Source organism: Mycobacterium ostraviense, assembly GCF_002705925.1.
GTDB lineage: Bacteria > Actinomycetota > Actinomycetes > Mycobacteriales > Mycobacteriaceae > Mycobacterium > Mycobacterium ostraviense.
In genome coordinates this window covers 3,131,655-3,154,478 of the sequence record NZ_NKRE01000001.1, presented here as the reverse complement: position 1 = coordinate 3,154,478, position 22,824 = coordinate 3,131,655, and the positions used below count along the sequence as shown (strand labels likewise).

Genomic DNA, 22,824 nt, shown 5'->3' with positions numbered 1-22,824 from the left:
ACAGTTATAAATTAGTTATATTATGCCAGGCAAATGTAAAGGTTGTTTACATGCCTAGCCGCGTCAATATCAACTAATTTGACATTGACTGCGAAACTGGTGCGAAGCGCCGTAGTGCGTTGGGCTGGCCTGCGCGATGCGTCTTGCAAGGCGTAGTTGAAAGTTCTCGCTGGCTGACAACCCACAAGCCCATCACCGATGATGGAGTTACAATCCGCAAAGCGGCTTCGCCGTCTTACGCATCACACCTCGCCCACAGCTAGCCAGACGGCATGCTCGCCGTTGACACCGCAGCACGAACATGTCCGACAAGCACACCAGCGATCTGATATTCGACCTGCGACGCTGGCCAACGAGCCGCAACGATCACCAGAGGGGAGGCTCGATGCCGCCTATGGAATGCCCACAGATACGGGACCCGCGCGCGCTCCTGCTCGTCTACAGCGGACTGCTGGCCGCAGTCGCCGGTTGGGTCAACTCGGTGGCCCTTCTGGTGTGGGTATATCCGGTAGGCAACCTGACGGCGTTGACCACAAAAATCGGCCAGCACACCACCAATCCACTACTTCATCCGGCTGGAATGATCGCGGCGATCGTCGCGGGATTTCTGATCGGCGTTCTGGGGGCCGGTGTCCTGCTTGCTCCCACGCAAAGCTCTACTGGCCCGCGCCACGCCGTGGTGCTACTGGGAGAAGCAGCTCTGTTGTTGGCCGCCGCCGGTATCGAGCACCCGTTGATCAGGGCGCCGCTGGCCGCCGCGGCGTGCGGATTGCAGAACGGAATGACTTCCAGTTTCCCGGGGATGCCCATCCGCACCACTCACTTCACCGGCACAATCACTGATCTCGGCCTGCTTGTGGCGCGTAGTCACCGTCACGGAATGGATAGCTGGAAAGCGGCGCTGCTGACGTCGACGATCCTGCTATTCATCGGTGGTGCCGCCGGCGGCGTGATTCTCGGCGGCCGGATCCGCGACCACGCGCTGATCCCGGCGGCCGTCGCGTGCGCGGGTCTGGCAGTCGCACACGTGGTGCGTTTTCGCTGGCATCGCTCGCTCGCTGTTGACACGACGCCCGCGCTCCAACCCGCCTCTCAAGGGGACGCACCGTCATGAGCCGACGTCATGAATGCGCTCGCCCGCGGGTCGGCCGCCGCGATTCTTGGTGACTACGAAAGTGCTGCAGGGAGTCTCAGCGACCTCAACTTTGCAGATCCACCCGCCCCGGTGCAGCGGCCGCCGACCCCGCCGGCCCCGATCAGCAGTAACCGCCGGGGCGGTGCCCGCCGCGGGAAACACCCGCGTCAGCACCCCCACCGACACCAAATCCGACAACCGGCGATCCGACTCAGGCTTACGCCAACCCGCACGAGGCATGCCCCGCAAATTACACCCATGTAACCTTAACTGAACCGTAGGGTGCGGGGCTGGCGCCGTGGCCTGGGCTCCGTTTCCAGCCCCTCCCCGTCGAACCGTGCATGCGGTTTTCCCGCACACGCACGGCTCTCCGACGTTCTTCACCGTCGGCGTTCGGCCGGTGCCCGCCAGGACCGGAATGGCCTGGGGGCAATGACGGTTCCGCACAAGGTGATCAGTCCGAGGTTATCCGGAGACGCGCAGGTCACCTTCCTCATCCCCCAACGTCGGCTGCGTTTATGGCGCTTGCCCACAAACGCCGCGAACCGCTCCAGGGCGTATTGACTGATCGCATCGAATACCCGGGCGGAGTTTCCGTAGCGGAAGTATCCGCCCCAGCCGCGCAGGAACTGGTTGAGGTCCTGCACGACCCATCGTCCGGCAGCAACAACCGCTTGCGCTCCGTCAGTTGACGGATCCGGTCGCGGGCATGCTGGGTCGCCTTGCGCGAAGGCCAGCGAGCCAGGAAACACACCCGGCGCGGACTGACCGTGCCCCGGGCTCGCACCCACCGATGGTGAAAGCCGAGGAATCAAATCCCTCCGCGTCCTTGCCTTCGGTGAGGTGCGCGATCCGGGTCTTGGTCGCCTTCACTTCTAGGCCCAAGCCCGCCAGCACGGCCTTCAGTCGCGCCAGCGCATCCTGAGCCTGTTGTCGGGTGCTGCACATGACCACCAGGTCATCGCAGTAGCGCGCCAGCACCCCGTGCACTCGGGTATCCCACACTCGGTCCAGTCGGTGCATATACACGTTGCACAAAAGCGGCGAAAGCGGCCCCCCTTGCGGAGTTCCGGTGACCTCTCGCGGACCTGGCCGTCTTTGAACACCCCGGCGCGCGACATCGCCCGCAGAAGCGTCAAGACGGTTCGGTCGCTAATGCGTTCCTCGACCGCTTGCATCAACTTGTCATGCGGTATCGCCGAAAAGCAGTTGGCGATATCGGTTTCGACCACCCACCGTCGTCCCTGCCAGGCCTCATCCACGAGAACTTGCCGGGCATCGTGCGCCGAACGCTTCGGGTGAAACCCGAAACTGCACGACAGAAAATCGGCCTCAAAGATCGGTCGAGCACGATCTTCAACGCGGCCTGCACGATGCGGTCACGAACCGCCGCGATCGCCAACGGCCTGAAGTCGCTGCTATCCGGCCTGGGGATCAACACCCTGCGCACGGGCAGCGGCCGCCAGCTTCGGCTCCGCCCTCAACTTTTGTCCCGCGGCTCGATCGGTACTACGGCCGCCTCCGACTCCCTCCCGACACCCCACCCACTTCCCGGCTCCTCACCGGTTATAGGGCAGGGCTCTTCCACCGACACCGCGATCGGTTCCGGCTGGGGAGGGGCTCCCCAGTTCCCGTCGCCACCTTTTGAACGTTCCGAGCCCCGTACGCCGGACAGTCCTTCACGGCTGCATCTCCAGGATCTTCACCGCTTCCATGGCCTTCGCCGTGATTACCGCGGCTCGGCACCGTCTTATCCCCTAACGACGCGGCAGGCTTCGCTTCACGCTACGGACCGCTCAGTTGCTTCCACCACCGTGGCTTTTGACGCTGGGCTTCGACCCGACCCGTTTCCAGACCGAGCCGCCAGCCTGCTACCGGGCTTCCTGGCAACTACCCGGGCCGGGCTTTCACCGGCAGGCGACGACGAGCTTCCCATCAGGTCATGATCTCTGGACCATCACCTCCTAACGCGCTGGGCGCGCGTATTGTCGGCTTAAGCCCCGCTTAAGCCCGTCGCGATTCGGCGACTATTTGCTCAACGGCCTCGACGGCGATCACGACATGTCATGATGCGGCGGTGAGCTCCTCGCTGCGGGCCCCGACCTCGACCCGGCCCGGGCAACCGGCGCCCGAGCGGGCCATAGGGCGCGGTGCCCGGGCCGTCATCGCCCGATTGGTGCTGGGCAGCTCGGCGACACTGTTCATCGAGCTCGTCCTGATCCGCTGGCTGGGGTCGAACGTGCTGCATCTGTCGTACTTCACCAACTTCGTGTTGCTCGGCTCGTTCCTGGGCATCGGCATGGGCTTCTTGATCTCCCGGAAATCCTGGTCGATCCTGCCGCTGTCCAGCGTGCTGCTGATGGTGCTGTTGCTCGCCGTGCATCTGTTTCCGATCAGATTGAACCGCAGCGGCAGCGACCTCATCTACTTCACATCGGTCAGCCCCAGCGGCCTACCGGCTTGGATCGTGCTTCCCGCGGTCTTCGTCGTCGTCGCGGCGCTGATGGCCGGACCGGGCGAGGTGGTCGGCCGCTGCTTCGGGCAACTCGATGCGCTCACCTGCTACCGCTGGGACCTGATCGGTTCGCTGCTCGGCATCGGCATGTTCACGCTGCTGTCTTTCCTGCGGGCGCCGTCGGTGGTGTGGGGGACGATCGCCGCCGTCATGCTGGTGGCGCTGAACCAGCGTGGATTCAAAGTGGTGACCGTGATCTCGGGTGCCGGGCTGATCCTCGTTCTGCTGGCGGAGTCGATCACGGCCGGCGTCTCTTGGTCGCCTTATTACAAGGTGCAGACCTGGGGCCATAGGTCGTGGGACGGCGCGACGCTGGTGACGATCTCGGTCAACGGCATCCCGCACCAGGTGATGGCGCCCGCGGACTGGATTCTCACCCAGTCCGCTCCGGCATACCAGCAATACCGCGTGCCCTACGAGCGGACGAACACGCTGCGCCTGGATAACGTGCTCGTCGTCGGGGCGGGGTCGGGGTCCGATGTCGCCATTGCATTGTCCAAGGGCGCCAAGCACGTTGACGCGGTGGACATCGACCCGCGGCTGGTGCAGATCGGCGTCGGGCGCAACCCCGACCAGGCTTACGCGGACCCACGCGTCACCGTGCACATCAACGACGGCCGGGCCTTCCTGCAATCGACTGACGCCACCTACGATCTGATCCTGTTCGCGCTGCCGGACTCGCTGGCTCTGGTCAACGGCGCTTCGCAGATTCGCCTGGAATCGTTCCTGTTCACCGACCGCGCGCTACGGACGGCCTACGAGCACCTCAAGCCGAGCGGTGTCTTCGCGATGTACAACGCCTATCGCCAGCCCTGGCTGATCGACCGGCTGGCCGAGACGGCGGCCGCCACCTTCGGACATCGGCCGTGCGTCGACCGGACGGCCACTCAACGTGCGGTGATCACCGTCGCGGTCGATCCGGCCAATCAGAAGTGCGCCGCGCCGTACGCACCGCCGAACGAGGTCGTCTCGCCCGCCACCGACGACCGCCCGTTCCCCTACTACAAGGGCGGCGCGATCCCGACTATGTATCTGTGGGCACTGGCCGGAATCATGCTGACCACGCTGCTCGCGGTCCGGCTGCTGGGCGGCTCGTTTCGATCGATGCGGTCCTACGTCGACCTCTTCTTCATGGGCGCCGCGTTCCTGCTGCTGGAGACCAAGAACATCGCTACCTTCGCGCTGTTGTTCGGCACCACCTGGCTGGTGAACGCGCTGGTCTTCGGTGGGGTGCTGGTGATCGTCCTGGCGGCCGTCGAGACCACCCGGAAATTCCGCACTCCACCGCTTCCCGTGGTGTGGGGGACCATCGTCGCGTCCCTGGCGATGGCGTACGTGGTCGACCCGGCCTGGTTGCTGAGTTGGCCGTTCTGGCCGCGACTGCTGGTGGCCTGCGTGGTCGGGTTCCTGCCGATTTACCTGGCCAACATCGCCTTTGCCAAACGCTTCGCCGCCACCGAGCAGGCACAGTCAGCGTTCGCCATCAACCTGCTCGGTTCCATCCTGGGGGGCTGCCTCGAATATGGCGCCCTGGTGACCGGCTACCGCAATCTGCTGATCGTCGTCGGGGTGCTCTACCTGCTCGCGTTCGTGCTGACCCCGAAACTGGACGGGGCGCTGGTCACCGTTTGACCCCGGCCGCCTTGCACCGCCGGCCGCGTCTCAACTGATCCCGGATTCGGCTGACAATTCCCGGTCAGCGCGGGCGTTCGAATAAGGTCGGTGTTTGCGGATATGACGCGAGGGACGCAGACGGATGGACATACGTGTTACGAACGTTCTCGCCGCGGTCGTCGTCGCCGCTGCCGGTCTTGTCTTCGTGGCTGCACGACGGCGTCCGCGGCACCGACGCTCGACGCGTTCCTGACCGATCTGCCGTCGGAACTCGCCGCCGCCGAGTCAGCCGACCAGGCACGCGCCGTCGTCGCGTCGGCGCCAGCCGAGGTGTCATCGAGCGACACCGGCGTCGGCGGCGCGCTGAACCTGCAACTGCGGTTTCCGCCGCGGAATGCCGCCTGGTTGGTGACGACGTGGCGGCTGGTGCGCCCGTACGCCATCGCGACGGATCCCCATCAGCTCAGCTGGCGCATGGTGCTGTCTCAGCAGCAGGTGGCGGATCCGAACGGCTCGCGCATTGCCACGGTTCCGATCACGTTTGGCAGCTGGACGGTCACCCCACGCCTGGAAGGGCGGCCGACCGGCGACATGCCGAATGTGGTGTCCGGCGCAGCCCCCGCCTACGACCTCACCCGCTATCCGGCCCGGGTGGTCGCGCTCGAGATTGCCGGACCCGGTTCCTGACGGCTACCCGTCCGAGTCACCGGCGACGGTGGCCCGGCTACCGCGCGCAGTCTGCCCGGGTGCGGACCTCCAAAGGCAGCTAAGCGCCTTCGGTTTCGCCTCCGCCCGCGATACCGCCGAGCTGCCCACCGGCCACCGGGCCTGCGGTGCCTGATTGTCAACCGGAGCAGATCTGAGTCATCAAGGGCGGCAATGGTCCCGATTGTCGCGTGCGGCGGTCGTGGCGTCCGCCACTTCACCGGCCAGCTGATGGGGGGCTTCGAGTCTCCCTATCGCCGCCGACTCTTCGTCACCAGCCGACCGCTGGGCTGACTACGGCCGGTAAAACTCGCCGCCGTGCCCGTTGAAGAAGCAGGATTCCTTCGTGAGCGACGCCTCGGTCATCGGTTGCGTCGGGACGTTGATCGTGGCGACGAGGGGCGCCGACGGTCCCGGCGTTTCGGTGCGGGCACCAGAGAGGCATTCCTGGCCCGCTCCGACGAACCGTTGCCGAAGGGCACCAACGTGCTGGTGGTTGGGGTCCGGGTGCGAGAACGGTCATCGTCGAGCCCTGGACCGAAATGATCCCAACCTCACTTTTCTCGTAGAAACCGGAGTCTAACGATGCTCGGTTACAAGGTGCCCGCTCCCGACGAGGCGATGCTGATCTCCGGCGGTAAGGCCAAGGGCAACGTCCCCTTCCGAGTCGTCACCGGCCACGGCGCCTTCGTCGTCCCCTTCTTCCGGAAGGCCGCCTTCCTGACGTTGGCCATGTGCGAGGCCGAGGTCGCCGAAAAGTGCGTCACCCAGCAAGGCATCACGCTCAACGTCCGGGCCGTGGTCCGCCGCCGAGCTACGACAGCAGGAACTGGTCGCCGAGGTGGTCCGGCCGGCGGAGGCCGAAGCCGAACGGGCACGGATTCTGGTCGGCGCCGACGCGGGGAAAATGAAGATCCAGGCCGAAGCGGCGGCGTCGCACAACCGGGTGGCGCTGGACCGGATGCTCATCGACCAGCTGCCGGTGATCGTCGAAAACGCCGCCCGTGGCCTGGCCCGGGCGAATCTGACCGTACTCAACGGCGCCGAAGGACTCAGCCAGGTGGCTGCCGGGCTGGTTTCGCAAGGTGTGGCCATCTTCGACGCACTGCGCGTCGGAACGCTGGACTACGACGAGGACTCGGACAAGGTGGTGTCGCCGCTCACCGGAAGCGCCAAAGAGGGTGCGTAACCACGTGATCGGCACGCCGCATCGGGCGGCAGGGCCGCCAGATGGTTAAAGGCGTGAAGAACCGGCTATATCCGCTTGGCGAATATCAGTGACGGCCGGCCGTTGGTGGTGTAACACTGAAGCGCCGCGATTCCGATGAGCAATCGGCGCACGGCACCTACCGGCAACCTGGGGCGAAAGGTCTGCGGACGTGAGCGAGGAAGTCCAATCAACGGGGCTGGCGGAAGCGGCACGCGATCACCTCGCCGCCGAGCTGGCCAGGCTGCGGCAACGCCACGACCGCCTCGAGATCGAGGTCAAGAATGACCGTGGCATGGTCGGTGACCACGGCGACGCCGCCGAGGCTATCCAGCGCGCCGACGAGCTGGCCGTCCTCGCGGACCGGATCAACGAACTGGACCGGCGGCTCAAGTCCGGGCCGCTGCGCGAGACCGGATCCGACGCGCTGCCCGGTGGCACCGAGGTGACGTTGCGGTTTCCCGACGGTGAGGTCGTCACGATGCACGTGATCTCCATCATCGAAGAGAGTCCCGAAGGCCACGAAGCGGAAACGCTGACCGCCAACAGCCCGCTCGGTCAGGCGCTCGCCGGGCGTCAACCCGGCGACACCGTCACCTACTCCACCCCCCGGGGGCCCAGTCAGGTCGAGCTGATCGCGATGAAGTTGCCCAGCTGATCGGCTGGCGCGCGGCAACGGAAGGCACCCGAGGCGCGGTCCGGCCCGGCTAGACTTCCCCCCGATGATCCCGCCCGAGCCTGATGCCGCGCCCACGCGCGAGCACCATCAGCACCTGCATCTGACGACCCAGATGGTGCGTTTCGTCGTCACCGGCGGTTTCGCGGCAATCGTCGACTTCAGCGTCTACGTGGCGCTCTACAAAGGGGTGGGCCTGCAGGTTGACCTGTCGAAGTTCATCAGCGTCGTGGTCGGCACCATCACCGCCTACCTGATCAACCGCCGATGGACCTTCCAGGCCTCGCCGAGCAGAGCGCGGTTTGCCGCGGTCATGGGCCTTTACGGGGTCACCTTCGCCGTGCAGGTCGGGCTCAACCATCTGTGCCTGGCGCTGTTGCAGTACCGGGGGTGGGCGATACCCGTCGCGTTCGTGATCGCGCAGGGCACCGCCACGGTGATCAACTTCGTCGTGCAGCGAGCGGTGATCTTCCGGATCCGCTGAGCGGACCGCGGCCGGATTGACACCGCCACTGCACACTCGATCGAGCGGTTCCGCTGCCGGACGTCGGCGTCCCGCGGCGTCACCGCGGGAGGCGGTACCCTCTTTGACGATGTCGAGCAACGCCAGTTCCACCACCCCTACCCGGCTGACCGGGTGGGGCCGCACCGCGCCCTCGGTGGCCGACGTGCTGCGCACGCCCGATCCGGAAGTGATCGCCAAGGCGGTGGCCCGCTCCGGTGCCCGGGGGGTGATCGCCCGCGGCCTGGGCCGCTCCTACGGCGACAACGCGCAAAACGGCGGCGGCCTGGTGATCGACATGAGCGGGCTGAACAACATCCACTCCATCAGCGCCGACACCAAGCTGGCCGACGTCGACGCCGGCGTCAACCTCGACCAGCTGATGAAGGCTGCCCTGCCGTTCGGGCTGTGGGTGCCGGTACTGCCCGGCACCCGGCAAGTCACCGTCGGCGGCGCGATCGCCTGCGACATCCACGGCAAGAACCACCACAGCGCGGGCAGCTTCGGCAACCATGTGCGGTCGATGGACCTGCTGCTGGCCAGCGGCGAGATCCGGCGGGTCGCCCCGGATGGTGATAAAGCCGAATTGTTCTGGGCCACCGTCGGCGGCAACGGGCTGACCGGGATCATCCTGCGCGCCACCATCGAGATGACACCCACCGAGACCGCATACTTCATCGCCGACGGCGACGTCACCGCCGACCTGGACGAAACCATCGCGCTGCACAGCGACGGCAGCGAAGCCGACTACACCTATTCCAGCGCCTGGTTCGACGCGATCAGCGCCCCCCCGAAGCTGGGCCGGGCGGCGGTGTCTCGGGGCTCGCTGGCCCGGCTGGACCAGCTGCCCAAGAAGTTGCAGCGCAACCCGCTGAAATTCGATGCGCCCCAACTGCTTACGTTCCCCGACGTGTTCCCTAACGGGCTGGCCAACAAATACACGTTCGGGCCGATCGGCGAGCTGTGGTACCGCAAGTCCGGCACCTACCGCGGCAAGATCCAGAACCTCACGCAGTTCTACCACCCGCTGGACATGTTCGGTGAATGGAATCGCGCCTACGGTCCGGCGGGTTTTCTGCAGTACCAGTTCGTGATTCCCACCGAGGCGGTCGACGAGTTCAAGAAGATCATCCGCGACATCCAGGCCAGCGGCCACTACTCGTTTCTCAACGTGTTCAAGTTGTTCGGCCCCGGCAACCGGGCACCGCTGAGCTTTCCGATCCCGGGCTGGAACATCTGCGTCGACTTCCCGATCAAGGCCGGCCTGAACGAGTTCGTCAGCGAACTCGACCGCCGGGTACTGGAATTCGGCGGCCGGCTCTACACCGCCAAGGATTCCCGCACCACCGCCGAAACCTTCCACGCCATGTATCCGCGCATCGACGAATGGATTGCCGTGCGCCGCAAGGTCGACCCACTGCGGGTGTTCGCCTCTGACATGGCCCGACGTTTGGAGCTGCTCTAGATGGTGCTTGACGCTGTGGGAAACCCCCAGTCCATCCTGCTGCTGGGCGGCACGTCCGAGATTGGGCTGGCCATCTGCGAGCGCTACCTGCGCAACGCCCCGGCGCGCATCGTGCTGGCCTGCCTGCCCGACGACCCAGGACGCGACGACGCGGTCGCCGCGATGAAAGCCGCCGGCGCGCGGTCGGTGGAACTGGTCGACTTCGACGCGGTAGACACCGAAAGCCATCCGAAGGTGATCCAGCAGTGCTTTGCCGATGGCGACATAGACGTGGCCATAGTCGCGTTCGGCCTGCTCGGGGACGCCGAAGAGCTGTGGCAGAACCAGCGCAAGGCGGTGCAGATCGCTGAGATCAACTACACCGCGGCGGTTTCGGTGGGCGTGCTGCTGGCCGAGAAGATGCGCGCCCAGGGCTTCGGCCAGATCATCGCGATGAGCACCGTGGCTGGCGAACGGGTGCGCCGGTCCAACTTCGTCTACGGCTCCACCAAGGCCGGCCTGGACGGCTTCTACCTGGGACTGTCAGAGGCGTTGCGCGAGTATGGGGTTCGGGTTCTGGTGATCCGGCCGGGCCAGGTCCGCACCCGGATGAGCGCGCATATCAAGGAAGCTCCGCTGACCGTCGACAAGGAGTACGTCGCCAACCTCGCGGTGACCGCGGCCGCAAAAGGTAAGGAATTGGTTTGGGCGCCAGCAGCATTCCGCTACGTGATGATGGTGTTGCGACACATCCCGCGAAGCGTCTTCCGCAAGCTGCCCATCTGAGCATGTCGAGTGCCCGCAACGCGCTGGCCACTATCGGCCCGATGGCCGTTGCGGCGTTCGTGGCTGTTGTGGTGGCCGTCGCTTCGCTGGCCGTCATTTCGCGGGTGGAGTGGCCGGCTTACCCGTCGTCCAACCAGTTGCATGCGCTGACCACCGTCGGCCAGGTCGGCTGTCTGGCCGGGCTGCTCGCCGTCGGCTGGGTGTGGCGCTCCGGGCGGTTTCGCCGGCTGGCGCAGCTGGGCGGGCTGGTGCTGGTGTCAGCGTTCACCGCGGTAACGCTGGGCATGCCGCTGGGAGCCACCGCCCTGTACTTGTTCGGCGTCTCGGTCGACCAGCAGTTCCGCACCGAGTACCTGACCCGGCTCGCCGACAGCCCCGCCCTGCAGGACATGACCTACCTCGGGCTGCCGCCGTTCTACCCGCCCGGCTGGTTTTGGATCGGCGGGCGCGCCGCCGCGCTGACCGGCACACCGGCCTGGGAGATGTTCAAACCGTGGGCCATCACGTCGATCACCGTCGCGGTCGCGGTGGCGTTGGTGCTGTGGTGGCGGCTGATCCGCTTCGAGTACGCGCTGCTGGTCACCATCGCCACGGCGGCGGTGACGTTGGCCTACAGCTCGCCGGAGCCGTACGCCGCGATGATCACCGTGCTGCTGCCGCCGGTGCTGGTGTTGACCTGGTCGGGGCTGCGCGCCGGCGATCGCCGCCGCGAGTGTGACGCCACAGTCACACCCGAAGCCGAGCGTGACGATGGCGTCACGCTCGGCTTGACGACGACGACGACGAAGGCGGGTTGGGCCGCCGTCGTCGGCGCCGGCGTCTTCCTGGGCTTCGCGGCGACCTGGTACACGCTGCTATTCGCCTACAGCGCGTTCACGGTCGCGCTGATGGCGCTGCTGCTGGTCGGGTCCCGGTGGCGGCGCGGCGGCCTCAAGGCGGCCGTCGACCCGCTGCGCCGGCTGGCCGCCATCGGCGTCATCGCGGCGGCCATCGGCTCCAGCACCTGGCTGCCGTATCTGCTGCGGGCGGCCCGCGACCCGGTCAGCAACGCCGGCAGCGCCCAGCACTACCTGCCGGCCGACGGCGCCGAACTGACCTTCCCGATGCTGCAGTTCTCGCTGCTGGGCGCGCTGTGCCTGCTGGGCACCCTGTGGCTGGTGATCCGGGCGCGGTCGTCGACCCGGGCCGGCGCGCTGGCCATCGGTGTGCTGGCCGTCTACCTGTGGTCGCTGCTGTCGATGCTGACCACGCTGGCCCGCACCACGCTGCTGTCGTTTCGGCTGCAGCCGACGTTGACCGTGCTGCTGGCCGCCGCGGGCGTGTTCGGCTTCGTCGAAGCCGCAGAACTACTGTCCAAACGCAGCCGTGCCGTGCTCCCGGTGGCCGGTGCGATCGGACTGGCCGGCGCCATCGCGTTCAGCCAGGACATTCCCGACGTGCTGCGGCCCGACCTGACCGTCGCCTACACCGACACCGACGGCCACGGCCAGCGCGGTGACCGGCGCCCGCCCGGCTCCGAGAAGTACTACCCGGCGGTTGACGCCGCCATCAGAAAGGTCACCGGCAAACCGCGGGATCAGCTCGTGGTGCTTACCGCCGACTACAGCTTCCTGTCGTACTACCCCTATTGGGGTTTCCAGGGGCTGACGTCGCACTACGCCAACCCGCTGGCGCAGTTCGACAAGCGCGCCACCCAGATCGAGAGCTGGGCCAAGCTCAAGACCGCCGGCGAGTTCATCGACGCCCTGGACAAGCTGCCCTGGCCGGCGCCGACGGTCTTCCTCATGCGCCGCGGCGCAAGCAACACCTACACCCTGCGGCTGGCCGAAGACGTCTACCCCAACCAGCCCAACGTCCGTCGCTACACGGTGGACCTGAAGGCCGCGCTCTTCGCCGACCCGCGTTTCAGCGTCGACACCATAGGCCCGTTCGTGCTGGCCATTCGCAGACCGGCGGCGGGAACCTGATGGCCACCGAAACCGCACCGGGCGCGCTGCAACAATTACCATCTACCTCCGTGAGCGACGCGGGAGCAAACTACCGGATCGCTCGGTTCGTCGCCGCCGTCGCGGGCCTGCTCGGGACCATCCTGGCGCTGGCCACCCCGCTGCTGCCGGTCAAGCAAACCACCGCGCAGCTGAACTGGCCGCAAAGCGGCACCTTCACCAGCGTCGAGGCGCCGCTGATCGGCTATGTGGCCACCGAACTCAACATCGCCATCCCCTGCCAGGCCGCCGCCGGACTGGCCGGGCCGCAGAACACCGGCAAGACCGTGCTGTTGTCGACGGTGCCCAAGCAGGCCCCCATCGCCGTCGACCGCGGGCTGCTCATCGAGCGCGCCAACGACGACCTGGTGCTGGTGGTGCGCAATGTCCCGGTGGTCAGCGCTCCGCTGAGCCAGGTGCTGAGCCCCGCATGTCAGCAGTTGACGTTCACCGCCCACGCCGACAAGGTCGCCGCCGAATTCGTGGGGCTCAAACAGGGTCCCAACACCGGACATCCCGGCGAACCGCTGCGCGGGGAGCGCGGCGGCTACGACTTTCGGCCGCAGATCGTCGGAGTGTTCACCGATCTGTCCGGGCCGACACCGCCGGGCCTGAGCTTCTCGGCAACCGTCGACACCCGCTACAGCAGCAGCCCCACCCCGCTGAAGATGGCCGCGATGATCCTCGGCCTGCTGTCCACCGCCGTCGCCCTGGTGGCACTGCACGTCCTCGACACCGCCGACGGCACCCGCCACCGGCGCATCCTGCCGCGGCGCTGGTGGTCGGTCGGCGGGCTGGACGCCCTGGTCATCGCCGTGCTGGTGTGGTGGCACGTCGTCGGCGCCAATACCTCCGACGACGGCTACATCCTGACCATGGCCCGGGTGTCCGAACACGCGGGCTACATGGCGAACTATTACCGCTGGTTCGGCACACCCGAGGCGCCCTTCGGCTGGTACTACGACCTGCTGGCACTGTGGGCACACGTCAGCACCGCCAGCGTCTGGATGCGGCTGCCCACCCTGGCGATGGCCTTGACGTGCTGGTGGTTGATCAGCCGCGAGGTCATCCCCCGTCTCGGCCACGCCGTCAAACACAGCCGCGCGGCGGCGTGGACGGCGGCAGGCATGTTCCTGGCGGTCTGGCTGCCGCTGAACAACGGCCTGCGACCGGAGCCGATCATCGCCCTGGGCATCCTGCTGACCTGGTGTTCGGTGGAGCGCGCGGTGGCCACCAGCCGGCTGCTGCCGGTGGCGATCGCCTGCATCCTCGGTGCGCTGACGCTGTTCTCCGGGCCCACCGGCATCGCCTCGATCGGCGCGCTGCTGGTCGCCATCGGGCCGCTGCGGACCATCCTGCACCGGCGTTACAAACAGTTCGGCGCGCTGCCGCTGCTGGCGCCGCTGCTCGCCGCGGCCACCGTCACAGCGATCTTGATCTTCCGCGACCAGACATTTGCCGGCGAGACCGGGGCCAGCCTGCTCAAGCGTGCCGTCGGGCCCAGCCTCAAGTGGTTCGACGAACACATCCGCTACGAGCGGCTGTTCATGGCCAGCCCCGACGGGTCGGTGGCCCGCCGCTTCGCGGTGCTGGCGCTGGTCGTCGCGCTCGCCGTCGCGGTGGCAATGTCGTTGCGCAAAGGGCGAATTCCGGGCACGGCCGCCGGCCCCAGCCGCCGCATCATCGGGATCACCATCATCTCGTTCCTGGCCATGATGTTCACCCCGACGAAATGGACCCACCACTTCGGGGTGTTCGCCGGGCTGGCGGGCTCACTGGGGGCGCTGGCCGCGGTCGCGGTGACCGGGGCGGCGATGCGGTCCCGACGCAACCGCACCGTGTTCGCCGCCGTGGTGATCTTCGTGATGGCGCTGTCCTTCGCCAGCGTCAACGGCTGGTGGTACGTCTCCAATTTCGGTGTCCCATGGTCGAATTCGTTCCCGAAGTGGCGCTGGTCGCTCACCACCGCGCTGCTCGAGCTCTCGGTCCTGGTGCTGGTGGTGGCGGCGTGGTTTAACTTCGTCGACACCGACGACGGGCCGCCCAAGACCCGGATCGGGGCACGGCTGGCCCGGATAATCCAGTCCCCGTTGGCAATTGCGACGTGGCTGCTGGTGATCATGGAGGTCGCGTCGCTGACCCTGGGGATGATTTCCCAGTACCCGGCGTGGTCCGTCGGCCGGTCCAACCTGCAAGCTGTGACCGGCAAGACGTGCGGGCTGGCCGAAGACGTACTGGTGGAGCTCGATCCCGACGCCGGCATGCTGCCGCCAGTGAGCGCTCCGGTTGCCGAGGCGCTCGGGGCCGGATTATCAGAAGCCTTTACGCCCAACGGAATTCCCGCTGACGTCTCCGCCGACCCGGTGATGGAACGTCCGGGTGACCGTAGCTTCATCAACGACGACGGGCTGGTCACCGGCACCGAAGCCGGCACCGAAGGCGGCACCACCGCCGCACCGGGGATCAACGGCTCCCGCGCTCGGCTGCCCTTCAACCTGGACCCCGCCCGAACCCCGGTACTGGGCAGCTGGCGGACCGGCATCCAGGTGCCCGCCCTGCTCCGGTCGGGCTGGTATCGCCTGCCCCCCAAGGAGGAACGCAACAAGACACCGCTGCTGGTCGTTTCGGCAGCCGGCCGCTTCGACCCCCGCGAAGTCCAGGTGCAATGGGCCACCGACGACCAAGCCGCGCCGGGACACCCCGGCGGCTCGATGAGCTTTGCCGACGTCGGCGCGGTGCCGGCCTGGCGTAACCTACGCGCGCCGCTGTCGGCCATTCCCGACAGCGCCACCCAAATTCGCCTGGTGGCCGACGACGAGGACCTGGCTCCGCAGCACTGGATCGCCTTGACACCGCCACGCATTCCACGGCTGCGCACACTGCAGGATGTGGTGGGCTCCAAGGATCCGGTGTTCCTGGACTGGCTGGTCGGGCTGGCATTCCCATGCCAGCGACCGTTCGGCCATCAAAACGGTGTCATCGAGACACCGAAATGGCGGATCCTGCCGGACCGGTTCGGCGCCGAGGCCAACTCTCCCGTCATGGACAAGAACGGCGGCGGCCCGCTGGGCATCACCGAGTTGCTGCTGCGCGCTACGACGGTGGCCAGCTATCTCAAGGACGACTGGTTCCGGGACTGGGGCTCGCTGCAGCGGCTAACCCCCTACTACCCCGACGCCGAGCCGGCGCGCTTGCAGCTGGGCACGGTGACCCGTAGCGGCCTGTGGAATCCCGCGCCAATGCGCGAGGGGTAGGGGTTGACCTCTTGAGTGTTGGGGCCCGGCCGCTTCGTTCCGAGATATGCCGCGGCGCCCCCATCGCGCTCCGGCGCCGCACCAGGACACCGAACTCGGCTTCGGCCTAACAAAGCTATGCGGGAGCAGGCTGCTTTCAGGAGCGCTCCGGGTAACTGCGCATTTCAGGCGGCTCCTCTTGACCTTGCAGGAGTTTTCGCAGGTCGATGCCACCAGCCCCCGTTCCTGACGATGTAGCCGGAGTCGGGCCCACCCCACCCCAGCGATCGAGCCCGCGCTGACTGCGCCCACATCGCCGCTTAGCGGCGGCTTCACGCACCTGACGCGGACTCGATCGAAATAACCGCCCTCCCTGTCCGGCCCCGCGTCCGAAAGCCACTCAGGCTCGTCGCCTACGATCGACCCTCGTGCCCCTCGACGGTAATGAGCGATCTCACCGGATCGCCCGCCTAGTAGCCGTCGTCTCGGGAATCGCCGGACTGCTGTTGTGCGCCCTGGTTCCGCTGCTTCCGGTGAAGCAAACGACGGCGACGATCCTGTGGCCCCAGGGCAGTACGGCCGACGGCGGCGTCACCCAGATCACCGCACCGCTGGTGTCGGGGGCGCCGCGGGCGCTCGACATCTCGGTCCCGTGCCCGGCGATCGCCACCCTGCCCGCCGGCGGCGGCCTGGTGCTGTCGACCCTGCCAACCGGCGGCGTGGACACCGGTAAACATGGCCTGTTCGTCCGGGCCGACAAGGACACCGTCGTCGTCGCCTTCCGCGACACGGTGGCCGCGGTGGCGTCGCGCTCGGCAATCGCCGAGGGACGCTGCAGCGTGCTGCACCTGTGGGCCGACGCCGGCGGTGCGCACGCCGACTTCGTCGGCATTGCCGGTGCCGCGGGAACTCTGCCCGCCGAAAAGAAGCCGCAGGTCGGCGGGATCTTTACCGACCTGAAGGTGCCCGCCCAGCCCGGCCTGTCGGCCCGCGTGGACGTCGACACCCGATTCATCACCAACCCCGCCGCCGTCAAAACGATAGCGATGACCCTGGGCGCGCTGGCGGTCGCGGCCGCCATCGTCGCGTTGGCGGTCCTGGATCGCCAGAGCCGGGGCGGCGTACGGCTCTCTCGACGCCGCCCCCGAGCGGGCTTCGCGACCTGGCTTGCCGACGCCGGGGTGATCGCCACACTGCTGCTCTGGCACATCATCGGCGCCACCTCCTCCGACGACGGCTACAACCTGACCGTCGCCCGCATCGCGCCCAAGGCCGGCTATGTCGCCAACTACTACCGTTACTTCGGCACCACGGAGGCGCCGTTCGACTGGTATCTCGGGGCGCTGGCCCGGCTGGCCTCGGTGAGCACCGCCGGCGTGTGGATGCGGCTGCCGGCCACGCTGGCCGGGATCGGCTGCTGGCTGCTCATCAATCACTTCGCGCTGCGGCGGCTGGGACCGGGCAAGGGCGGCCTGGCATCCAACCGGGCGGCGGTGCTGACCGCGGGCGCGGTGTTCCTGGCCGCGTGGCTGCCATTCAACAACGGCCTGCGGCCCGAGCCGCTGATCGCGCTGGGTGTGCTGGTCACCTGGGTGCTGGTGGAACGCTCGATCGCGCAACGCCACCTGGCGCCGGGCGCGTTCGCCATCATCGTCGCAATGCTGACCGCTACGCTGGCGCCGCAGGGCCTGATAGCGCTGGCCCCATTGCTCGCCGGCGCCCGTGCCATCGCCCAAATCATCCGGCGGCGCCAGGCCACCGACGGCCTACTGGCGCCGCTGGCAGTGCTGGCGGCGTCACTGTCGCTGATCACCGTGGTGGTGTTCCGCAGCCAGACGTTGGCGACGGTCGCCGAGTCGGCGCGGATCAAGTACAAGGTCGGGCCCACGATCGCGTGGTACCAAGACTTCCTGCGCTACTACTTCCTCACAGTCGAGTCCAATGCGGACGGGTCGATGTCGCGGCGATTCGCCGTGCTGGTGATGTTGCTGTGCCTGTTCGGAATGCTGTTCGTGCTGCTGCGGCGCGGCCGGGTGCCGGGGCTGGCCAGCGGTCCGGCCTGGCGGCTGATCGGCACGACGGCTGTCGGCCTGCTGCTGTTGACATTCACCCCGACCAAATGGGCCATCCAGTTCGGCGCGTTCGCCAGCCTGGCGGGCGCCTTGGGGGCGGTCACCGCGTTCACCGTGGCGCGGATCGGGCTGCACAGCCGGCGAAACCTCACGCTCTACATCACCGCGTTGCTGTTCGTGCTGGCGTGGGCCACCTCGGGCATCAACGGCTGGTTCTACGTCGGCAACTACGGGGTGCCGTGGTACGACATCCAGCCGGTCATCGCCAGCCACCCGGTGACGTCGATGTTCCTGGCGCTGTCGGTGCTGACCGGCCTGCTGGCCGCCTGGTACCACTTCCGGATGGACTACGCCGGGCACACCGAGGTCAAGGACAACCGGCGCAACCGGGTCCTGGCCTCCACCCCGTTGCTGGTGGTCGCGGTGATCATGGTGCTGGGCGAAGTCGGCTCGCTGGCCAAGGGCGCGGCCGCCCGCTACCCGCTGTACACCACCGCCAAGGCCAACCTGGCCGCGCTGGAATCCGGGCTGTCGCCCAACAGTTGCGCTATGGCCGACGACGTGCTGGCCGAGCCCGACCCCAATGCCGGCATGCTGCAACCGGTTCCGGGTCAGACCTTCGGACCCGACGGACCGCTCGGCGGCGTCAACCCGGTCGGCTTCAAGCCCGAGGGCGTGGGTGAGGACCTGAAGTCCGACCCGGTGGTCAGCAAACCCGGAGTGGTCAACTCCGACGCATCGCCCAACAAACCCAACGCCGCCATCACCGACTCCGCAGGCACCGCCGGCGGCAAGGGCCCGGTCGGGGTCAACGGGTCGCACGCGGCGCTGCCGTTCGGGCTGGACCCGGCTCGCACCGCAGTGATGGGCAGCTACGGCGAAAACACCCTGGCCGCAACGGCCACCTCGGCCTGGTATCAACTGCCCGCCCGCAGCGCGGACCGGCCGCTGGTCGTGATCTCGGCCGCCGGGGCCATCTGGTCTTACAAAGAGGACGGCGACTTCGTCTACGGCCAGTCACTGAAGCTGCAGTGGGGCCTCACCCGCCCCGACGGCAGCATCCAGGCGCTCGGGCAGGTGTTCCCGATCGACCTCGGGCCGCAACCGGCGTGGCGCAACCTGCGGTTCCCGCTGACCTGGGCCCCGCCGGAGGCCGACGTGGCGCGCATCGTCGCCTACGACCCCAACCTGAGCCCCGAGCAATGGTTCGCGTTCACCCCGCCGCGGGTGCCGGTGCTGGAAACGCTGCAGCAGCTGATCGGCTCCCAGACACCGGTGTTGATGGACATCGCGACCGCCGCCAACTTCCCCTGCCAGCGGCCGTTCTCCGAACACCTTGGCGTGGCCGAACTTCCGCAATACCGGATCATGCCCGACCACAAGCAGACCGCGGTGTCGTCGAACCTGTGGCAGTCCAGCTCCACCGGCGGCCCGTTCCTGTTCACCCAGGCGCTGCTGCGGACCTCGACGATCTCCACCTACCTACGCGGCGACTGGTATCGCGACTGGGGAACGGTGGAGCAGTACTACCGGCTGGTGCCGGCCGATCAGGCGCCGGATGCCGTCGTCCAACAAGGCGTGGTGACCGTGCCCGGCTGGAGCCGGCAAGGACCGATCAGGGCTCTCCCATGAGGGTGACCGAGACCCGCGATGTGCGGGTGACGCGCTGGGTCGCCATCGTCGCTGGCTTGGTCGGCTTCGTGTTATCTGTCGCCACGCCGCTGTTGCCCGTCGTGCAGACCACCGCGATGCTCAACTGGCCGCAGCAAGGGCGGCTTAATAGCGTGACCGCGCCGTTGATTTCGCTGACGCCGGTCGACCTGACCGCCACCGTGCCGTGCGAGGTGGTGCGCGCCATGCCGCCGCAGGGCGGTGTGGTGCTGGGCACCGCGCCCAAGCAGGGCAAGGACGCCAACCTGCAGGCGATGTTCGTCGTCGTCAGCAGCCAGCGGGTCGACGTCACCGACCGCAACGTGGTGATCCTGTCGGTGCCACGCGACCAGGTGGCTTCCCCGCAATGCCAGCAGATCGAGGTCACCTCGACGCACGCCGGAACCTTCGCCACCTTCGTGGGCCTCAAGGATCCCGGCGGGCAACCATTGCGCGGCGGCTTCCCCGACCCCAACCTGCGGCCTCAGATTGTCGGGGTGTTCACCGACCTCACCGGTCCCGCGCCGCCCGGGCTGAAGCTGTCGGCGACCATCGACACCCGGTTCTCCACCACCCCCACCACGCTGAAACTGCTGGCGATCATCGGCGCGATCGCGGCCACCGTCGTGGCGTTGATCGCGCTGTGGCGGCTCGATCAGCTGGACGGGCGGGGCTCAATTGCCCGGCTTCTCCTCAGGCCGCATCGGCCTGCATCGTCGCCGGGCGGGATGCGTCGGTGGATCCCGGCGAACTGGCGCACCTTCACCCTGCTCGACGCCGTGGTGATCTTCGCGTTCCTGCTCTGGCACGTCATCGGCGCCAACTCCTCCGATGACGGCTACATCCTGGGCATGGCCCGGGTCGCTGATCGCGCCGGCTACATGTCCAACTACTTCCGCTGGTTCGGCAGCCCGGAAGACCCGTTCGGCTGGTACTACAACCTGCTGGCGCTGATGACCCACGTCAGCGACGCCAGCATTTGGATGCGGTTGCCGGACCTGTTCGCCGGGCTGGTGTGCTGGCTGCTGCTCTCGCGTGAGGTGCTGCCACGGCTGGGGCCGGCGGTGGCGGCCAGCAAAGCCGCCAACTGGGCCGCGGCGATGGTCCTGCTGACCGCGTGGATGCCGTTCAACAACGGCCTGCGGCCCGAAGGCATTATCGCGCTGGGCTCGCTGGTCACCTATGTGCTGATCGAGCGGTCGATGCGGTACAGCCGGCTCACCCCGGCGGCGCTGGCGATCATCGCCGCCGCGTTCACGCTCGGTGTGCAGCCCACCGGCTTGATCGCGGTGGCCGCGCTGGTGGCCGGCGGCCGCCCGATCCTGCGGATCTTCGTGAAACGCCACCGCCTGGTGGGCACGTTGCCGTTGCTGTCGCCGATGCTGGCCGCCGGCACCATCATCCTGACCGTCGTCTTCGCCGACCAGACGCTGTCAACGGTGTTGGAAGCCACCAGGGTTCGCGGAAAGATCGGTCCCAGTCAGGCCTGGTACACCGAGAACCTGCGTTACTACTATCTCATCCTGCCCACCGTCGACGGTTCGCTGTCGCGCCGGTTCGGCTTCCTGATCACCGCGCTGTGCCTGTTCACCGCGGTGTTTATCATGCTGCGGCGCAAGCGAATTCCCGGTGTGGCGCGGGGGCCGGCGTGGCGGTTGATGGGCGTCATCTTCGCCACCATGTTCTTCTTGATGTTCACCCCGACCAAGTGGGTGCACCACTTCGGGCTGTTCGCCGCGGTGGGGGCGGCGATGGCGGCGCTGACGACGGTATTGGTGTCGCCAGCGGTGCTGCGCTGGTCGCGCAACCGGATGGCGTTCCTGGCGGCGGTGTTGTTCATGCTGGCGTTGTGCTGGGCCACCACCAACGGCTGGTGGTACGTGTCCAGCTACGGCGTGCCGTTCAACAGCGCGATGCCGAAGATCGCCGGAATCACGGTCAGCACAATCTTTTTCGCGCTGTTCGCGATCGCCGCGCTGTATGCGGCCTGGTTGCATTTCGCACCCCGGGGCAGCGGTGAGGGCCGCGTGCCGCGCGCACTGACCACCGCGCCGGTCCCGCTGGCGGCCGGCCTCATGGCGCTGGTATTCGTCGCGTCGATGGTGGCCGGGATCGTGCGCCAATACCCCACCTACTCCAACGGCTGGTCCAACCTGCGGGCGTTCGTTGGCGGCTGCGGGCTGGCCGACGACGTGCTCGTCGAGCCGGATCCCAACGAGGGCTTCATGACTGCGCTGCCCGGCGATTACGGCCCGCTGGGGCCGCTGGGCGGCATCAACCCAACCGGCTTCACCCCCAACGGCGTGCCGGAACATACCGTCGCCGAGGCGATCGTGATGAAACCCAACCAGCCGGGCACCGACTACGACTGGGACGCGCCGACCAAACTCAAGACGGCGGGCATCAACGGCTCCACGGTGCCGCTGCCCTACCAACTCGACCCCGCGCGGGTTCCGCTGGCGGGCACCTACACCACCGGGCCGCAGCAGCAGAGCAAACTCGCCTCGGCGTGGTATCTGCTGCCCGAGCCGGACGACGGACATCCGCTGGTGGTGGTGACCGCCGCCGGCAAGATCGCCGGGCACAGCGTGCTGCACGGCTACACCCCCGGGCAGACGGTGGTGCTGGAGTACGCCCGGCCGGGGCCGGGCGCGCTGGTGCCCGCCGGACGGCTGGTGCCCGACGACCTGTACGGGGAACAGCCCAAAGCCTGGCGCAATCTGCGGTTCGCCCGCGACAAGATGCCCGCCGACGCCGTCGCTGTCCGCGTGGTGGCCGAGGACCTGTCCCTGACCCCCGAGGACTGGATCGCGGTGACCCCGCCGCGGGTGCCGGACCTGCGGTCGTTGCAGGAATACGTCGGCTCCACCCAACCGGTGCTGCTGGACTGGGCGGTCGGGCTGGCGTTCCCGTGTCAGCAGCCGATGCTGCACGTCAACGGCGTCACCGAAATTCCAAAATTCCGTATCACGCCGGACTACAACGCCAAGAAGCTGGACACCGACACCTGGGAAGATGGCGTCAACGGCGGCCTGCTGGGCATCACCGATTTGCTGCTGCGCGCCCATGTGATGGCGACCTATCTGTCGCGCGACTGGGCCCGCGACTGGGGATCACTGCGCAAGTTCGACACCCTGGTCGATGCCCCGCCCGCACAACTCGACCTGGGCACAGCGACCCGCAGCGGATTGTGGTCGCCGGGCAAGATCCGGATCGGCCCCTGAGTCCGAGTCTGCGTTCATCGCGGGTTCGAGGCCCCGAGGCACGCGGTGGCCACAGTTTCGGCGACATAGATGCAGT

At 67.5% G+C, this 22,824-nt stretch carries 14 protein-coding genes and 1 pseudogene; 13 read left to right on the top strand and 2 right to left on the bottom strand.

Features of this window, described 5'->3' with window-relative positions:
* Positions 1-385 precede the first annotated feature (385 nt).
* The gene (locus tag CDN38_RS14375; protein ID WP_082276930.1) at positions 386-1,114 is read left to right on the top strand and encodes a YoaK family protein; all 729 of its coding nucleotides are present in this window, start codon (positions 386-388) and stop codon (positions 1,112-1,114) included.
* 401 nt (positions 1,115-1,515) lie between these two features.
* Here the strand turns inward: CDN38_RS14375 and CDN38_RS14365 are convergent, their stop codons facing one another.
* Positions 1,516-1,782, bottom strand: a complete 267-nt coding sequence (locus tag CDN38_RS14365) for a group II intron maturase-specific domain-containing protein (RefSeq protein WP_075509166.1) — start codon at positions 1,780-1,782, stop codon at positions 1,516-1,518.
* A gap of 37 nt (positions 1,783-1,819) precedes the next feature.
* Entirely contained in the window at positions 1,820-2,158 is a 339-nt protein-coding gene (locus CDN38_RS31835; protein ID WP_267888212.1) for a reverse transcriptase domain-containing protein, read from the bottom strand.
* 1,054 nt (positions 2,159-3,212) lie between these two features.
* Here CDN38_RS31835 and CDN38_RS14355 point away from each other — a divergent pair.
* The 12 genes and pseudogenes from CDN38_RS14355 to embB all read left to right on the top strand — a co-directional run bounded on the left by CDN38_RS14355 (position 3,213) and on the right by embB (position 22,748).
* A complete protein-coding gene (locus CDN38_RS14355; protein WP_201258242.1) occupies positions 3,213-5,282 on the top strand; it encodes a spermine/spermidine synthase domain-containing protein in 2,070 nt (689 codons plus the stop codon).
* A 102-nt stretch (positions 5,283-5,384) separates the two neighbouring features.
* A complete protein-coding gene (locus tag CDN38_RS28975; protein WP_075509164.1) occupies positions 5,385-5,951 on the top strand; it encodes a hypothetical protein in 567 nt (188 codons plus the stop codon).
* A gap of 336 nt (positions 5,952-6,287) precedes the next feature.
* Positions 6,288-6,515, top strand: a complete 228-nt coding sequence (locus CDN38_RS33560) for an NfeD C-terminal domain-containing protein (protein WP_497755993.1) — start codon at positions 6,288-6,290, stop codon at positions 6,513-6,515.
* A gap of 39 nt (positions 6,516-6,554) precedes the next feature.
* Positions 6,555-7,158 (top strand): annotated as a pseudogene (locus tag CDN38_RS14340) (hypothetical protein).
* Between the two features lie 190 nt (positions 7,159-7,348).
* Complete coding sequence (locus CDN38_RS14335; protein WP_075509163.1) at positions 7,349-7,834, top strand: GreA/GreB family elongation factor; 486 nt, start codon at positions 7,349-7,351, stop codon at positions 7,832-7,834.
* 136 nt (positions 7,835-7,970) lie between these two features.
* Positions 7,971-8,336 carry a GtrA family protein gene (locus CDN38_RS14330; protein WP_099319392.1) on the top strand — a complete coding sequence of 122 codons (366 nt, stop codon included), beginning with the start codon at positions 7,971-7,973 and terminating at the stop codon, positions 8,334-8,336.
* 109 nt (positions 8,337-8,445) lie between these two features.
* Positions 8,446-9,819, top strand: coding sequence for a decaprenylphosphoryl-beta-D-ribose oxidase (dprE1, locus tag CDN38_RS14325; protein ID WP_099319016.1), 1,374 nt, complete (start codon positions 8,446-8,448; stop codon positions 9,817-9,819).
* The gene (gene dprE2, locus CDN38_RS14320) at positions 9,820-10,584 is read left to right on the top strand and encodes a decaprenylphospho-beta-D-erythro-pentofuranosid-2-ulose 2-reductase (protein WP_075509160.1); all 765 of its coding nucleotides are present in this window, start codon (positions 9,820-9,822) and stop codon (positions 10,582-10,584) included. It abuts the gene before it with no gap.
* 2 nt (positions 10,585-10,586) lie between these two features.
* The gene (locus CDN38_RS14315; RefSeq protein ID WP_099319015.1) at positions 10,587-12,551 is read left to right on the top strand and encodes a galactan 5-O-arabinofuranosyltransferase; all 1,965 of its coding nucleotides are present in this window, start codon (positions 10,587-10,589) and stop codon (positions 12,549-12,551) included.
* Positions 12,551-15,823, top strand: a complete 3,273-nt coding sequence (locus CDN38_RS14310; protein ID WP_075509158.1) for an arabinosyltransferase domain-containing protein — start codon at positions 12,551-12,553, stop codon at positions 15,821-15,823. The genes CDN38_RS14315 and CDN38_RS14310 overlap by 1 nt, the downstream gene beginning before the upstream one ends.
* A gap of 407 nt (positions 15,824-16,230) precedes the next feature.
* Entirely contained in the window at positions 16,231-19,506 is a 3,276-nt protein-coding gene (locus CDN38_RS14305) for an arabinosyltransferase domain-containing protein (protein WP_099319014.1), read from the top strand.
* The gene (embB, locus tag CDN38_RS14300; RefSeq protein WP_075509156.1) at positions 19,503-22,748 is read left to right on the top strand and encodes an arabinosyltransferase EmbB; all 3,246 of its coding nucleotides are present in this window, start codon (positions 19,503-19,505) and stop codon (positions 22,746-22,748) included. The genes CDN38_RS14305 and embB overlap by 4 nt, the downstream gene beginning before the upstream one ends.
* Positions 22,749-22,824 lie beyond the last annotated feature (76 nt).

Coding starts and splice junctions, on each gene's coding strand:
- CDN38_RS14375 (WP_082276930.1), top strand. CDS start 386: ATGCCGCCTATGGAATGCCCACAGATACGGGACCCGCGCGCGCTCCTG.
- CDN38_RS31835 (WP_267888212.1), bottom strand. CDS start 2,158: ATGCACCGACTGGACCGAGTGTGGGATACCCGAGTGCACGGGGTGCTG.
- CDN38_RS28975 (WP_075509164.1), top strand. CDS start 5,385: ATGACGCGAGGGACGCAGACGGATGGACATACGTGTTACGAACGTTCT.
- dprE1 (WP_099319016.1), top strand. CDS start 8,446: ATGTCGAGCAACGCCAGTTCCACCACCCCTACCCGGCTGACCGGGTGG.
- dprE2 (WP_075509160.1), top strand. CDS start 9,820: ATGGTGCTTGACGCTGTGGGAAACCCCCAGTCCATCCTGCTGCTGGGC.
- CDN38_RS14315 (WP_099319015.1), top strand. CDS start 10,587: ATGTCGAGTGCCCGCAACGCGCTGGCCACTATCGGCCCGATGGCCGTT.
- CDN38_RS14310 (WP_075509158.1), top strand. CDS start 12,551: ATGGCCACCGAAACCGCACCGGGCGCGCTGCAACAATTACCATCTACC.
- embB (WP_075509156.1), top strand. CDS start 19,503: ATGAGGGTGACCGAGACCCGCGATGTGCGGGTGACGCGCTGGGTCGCC.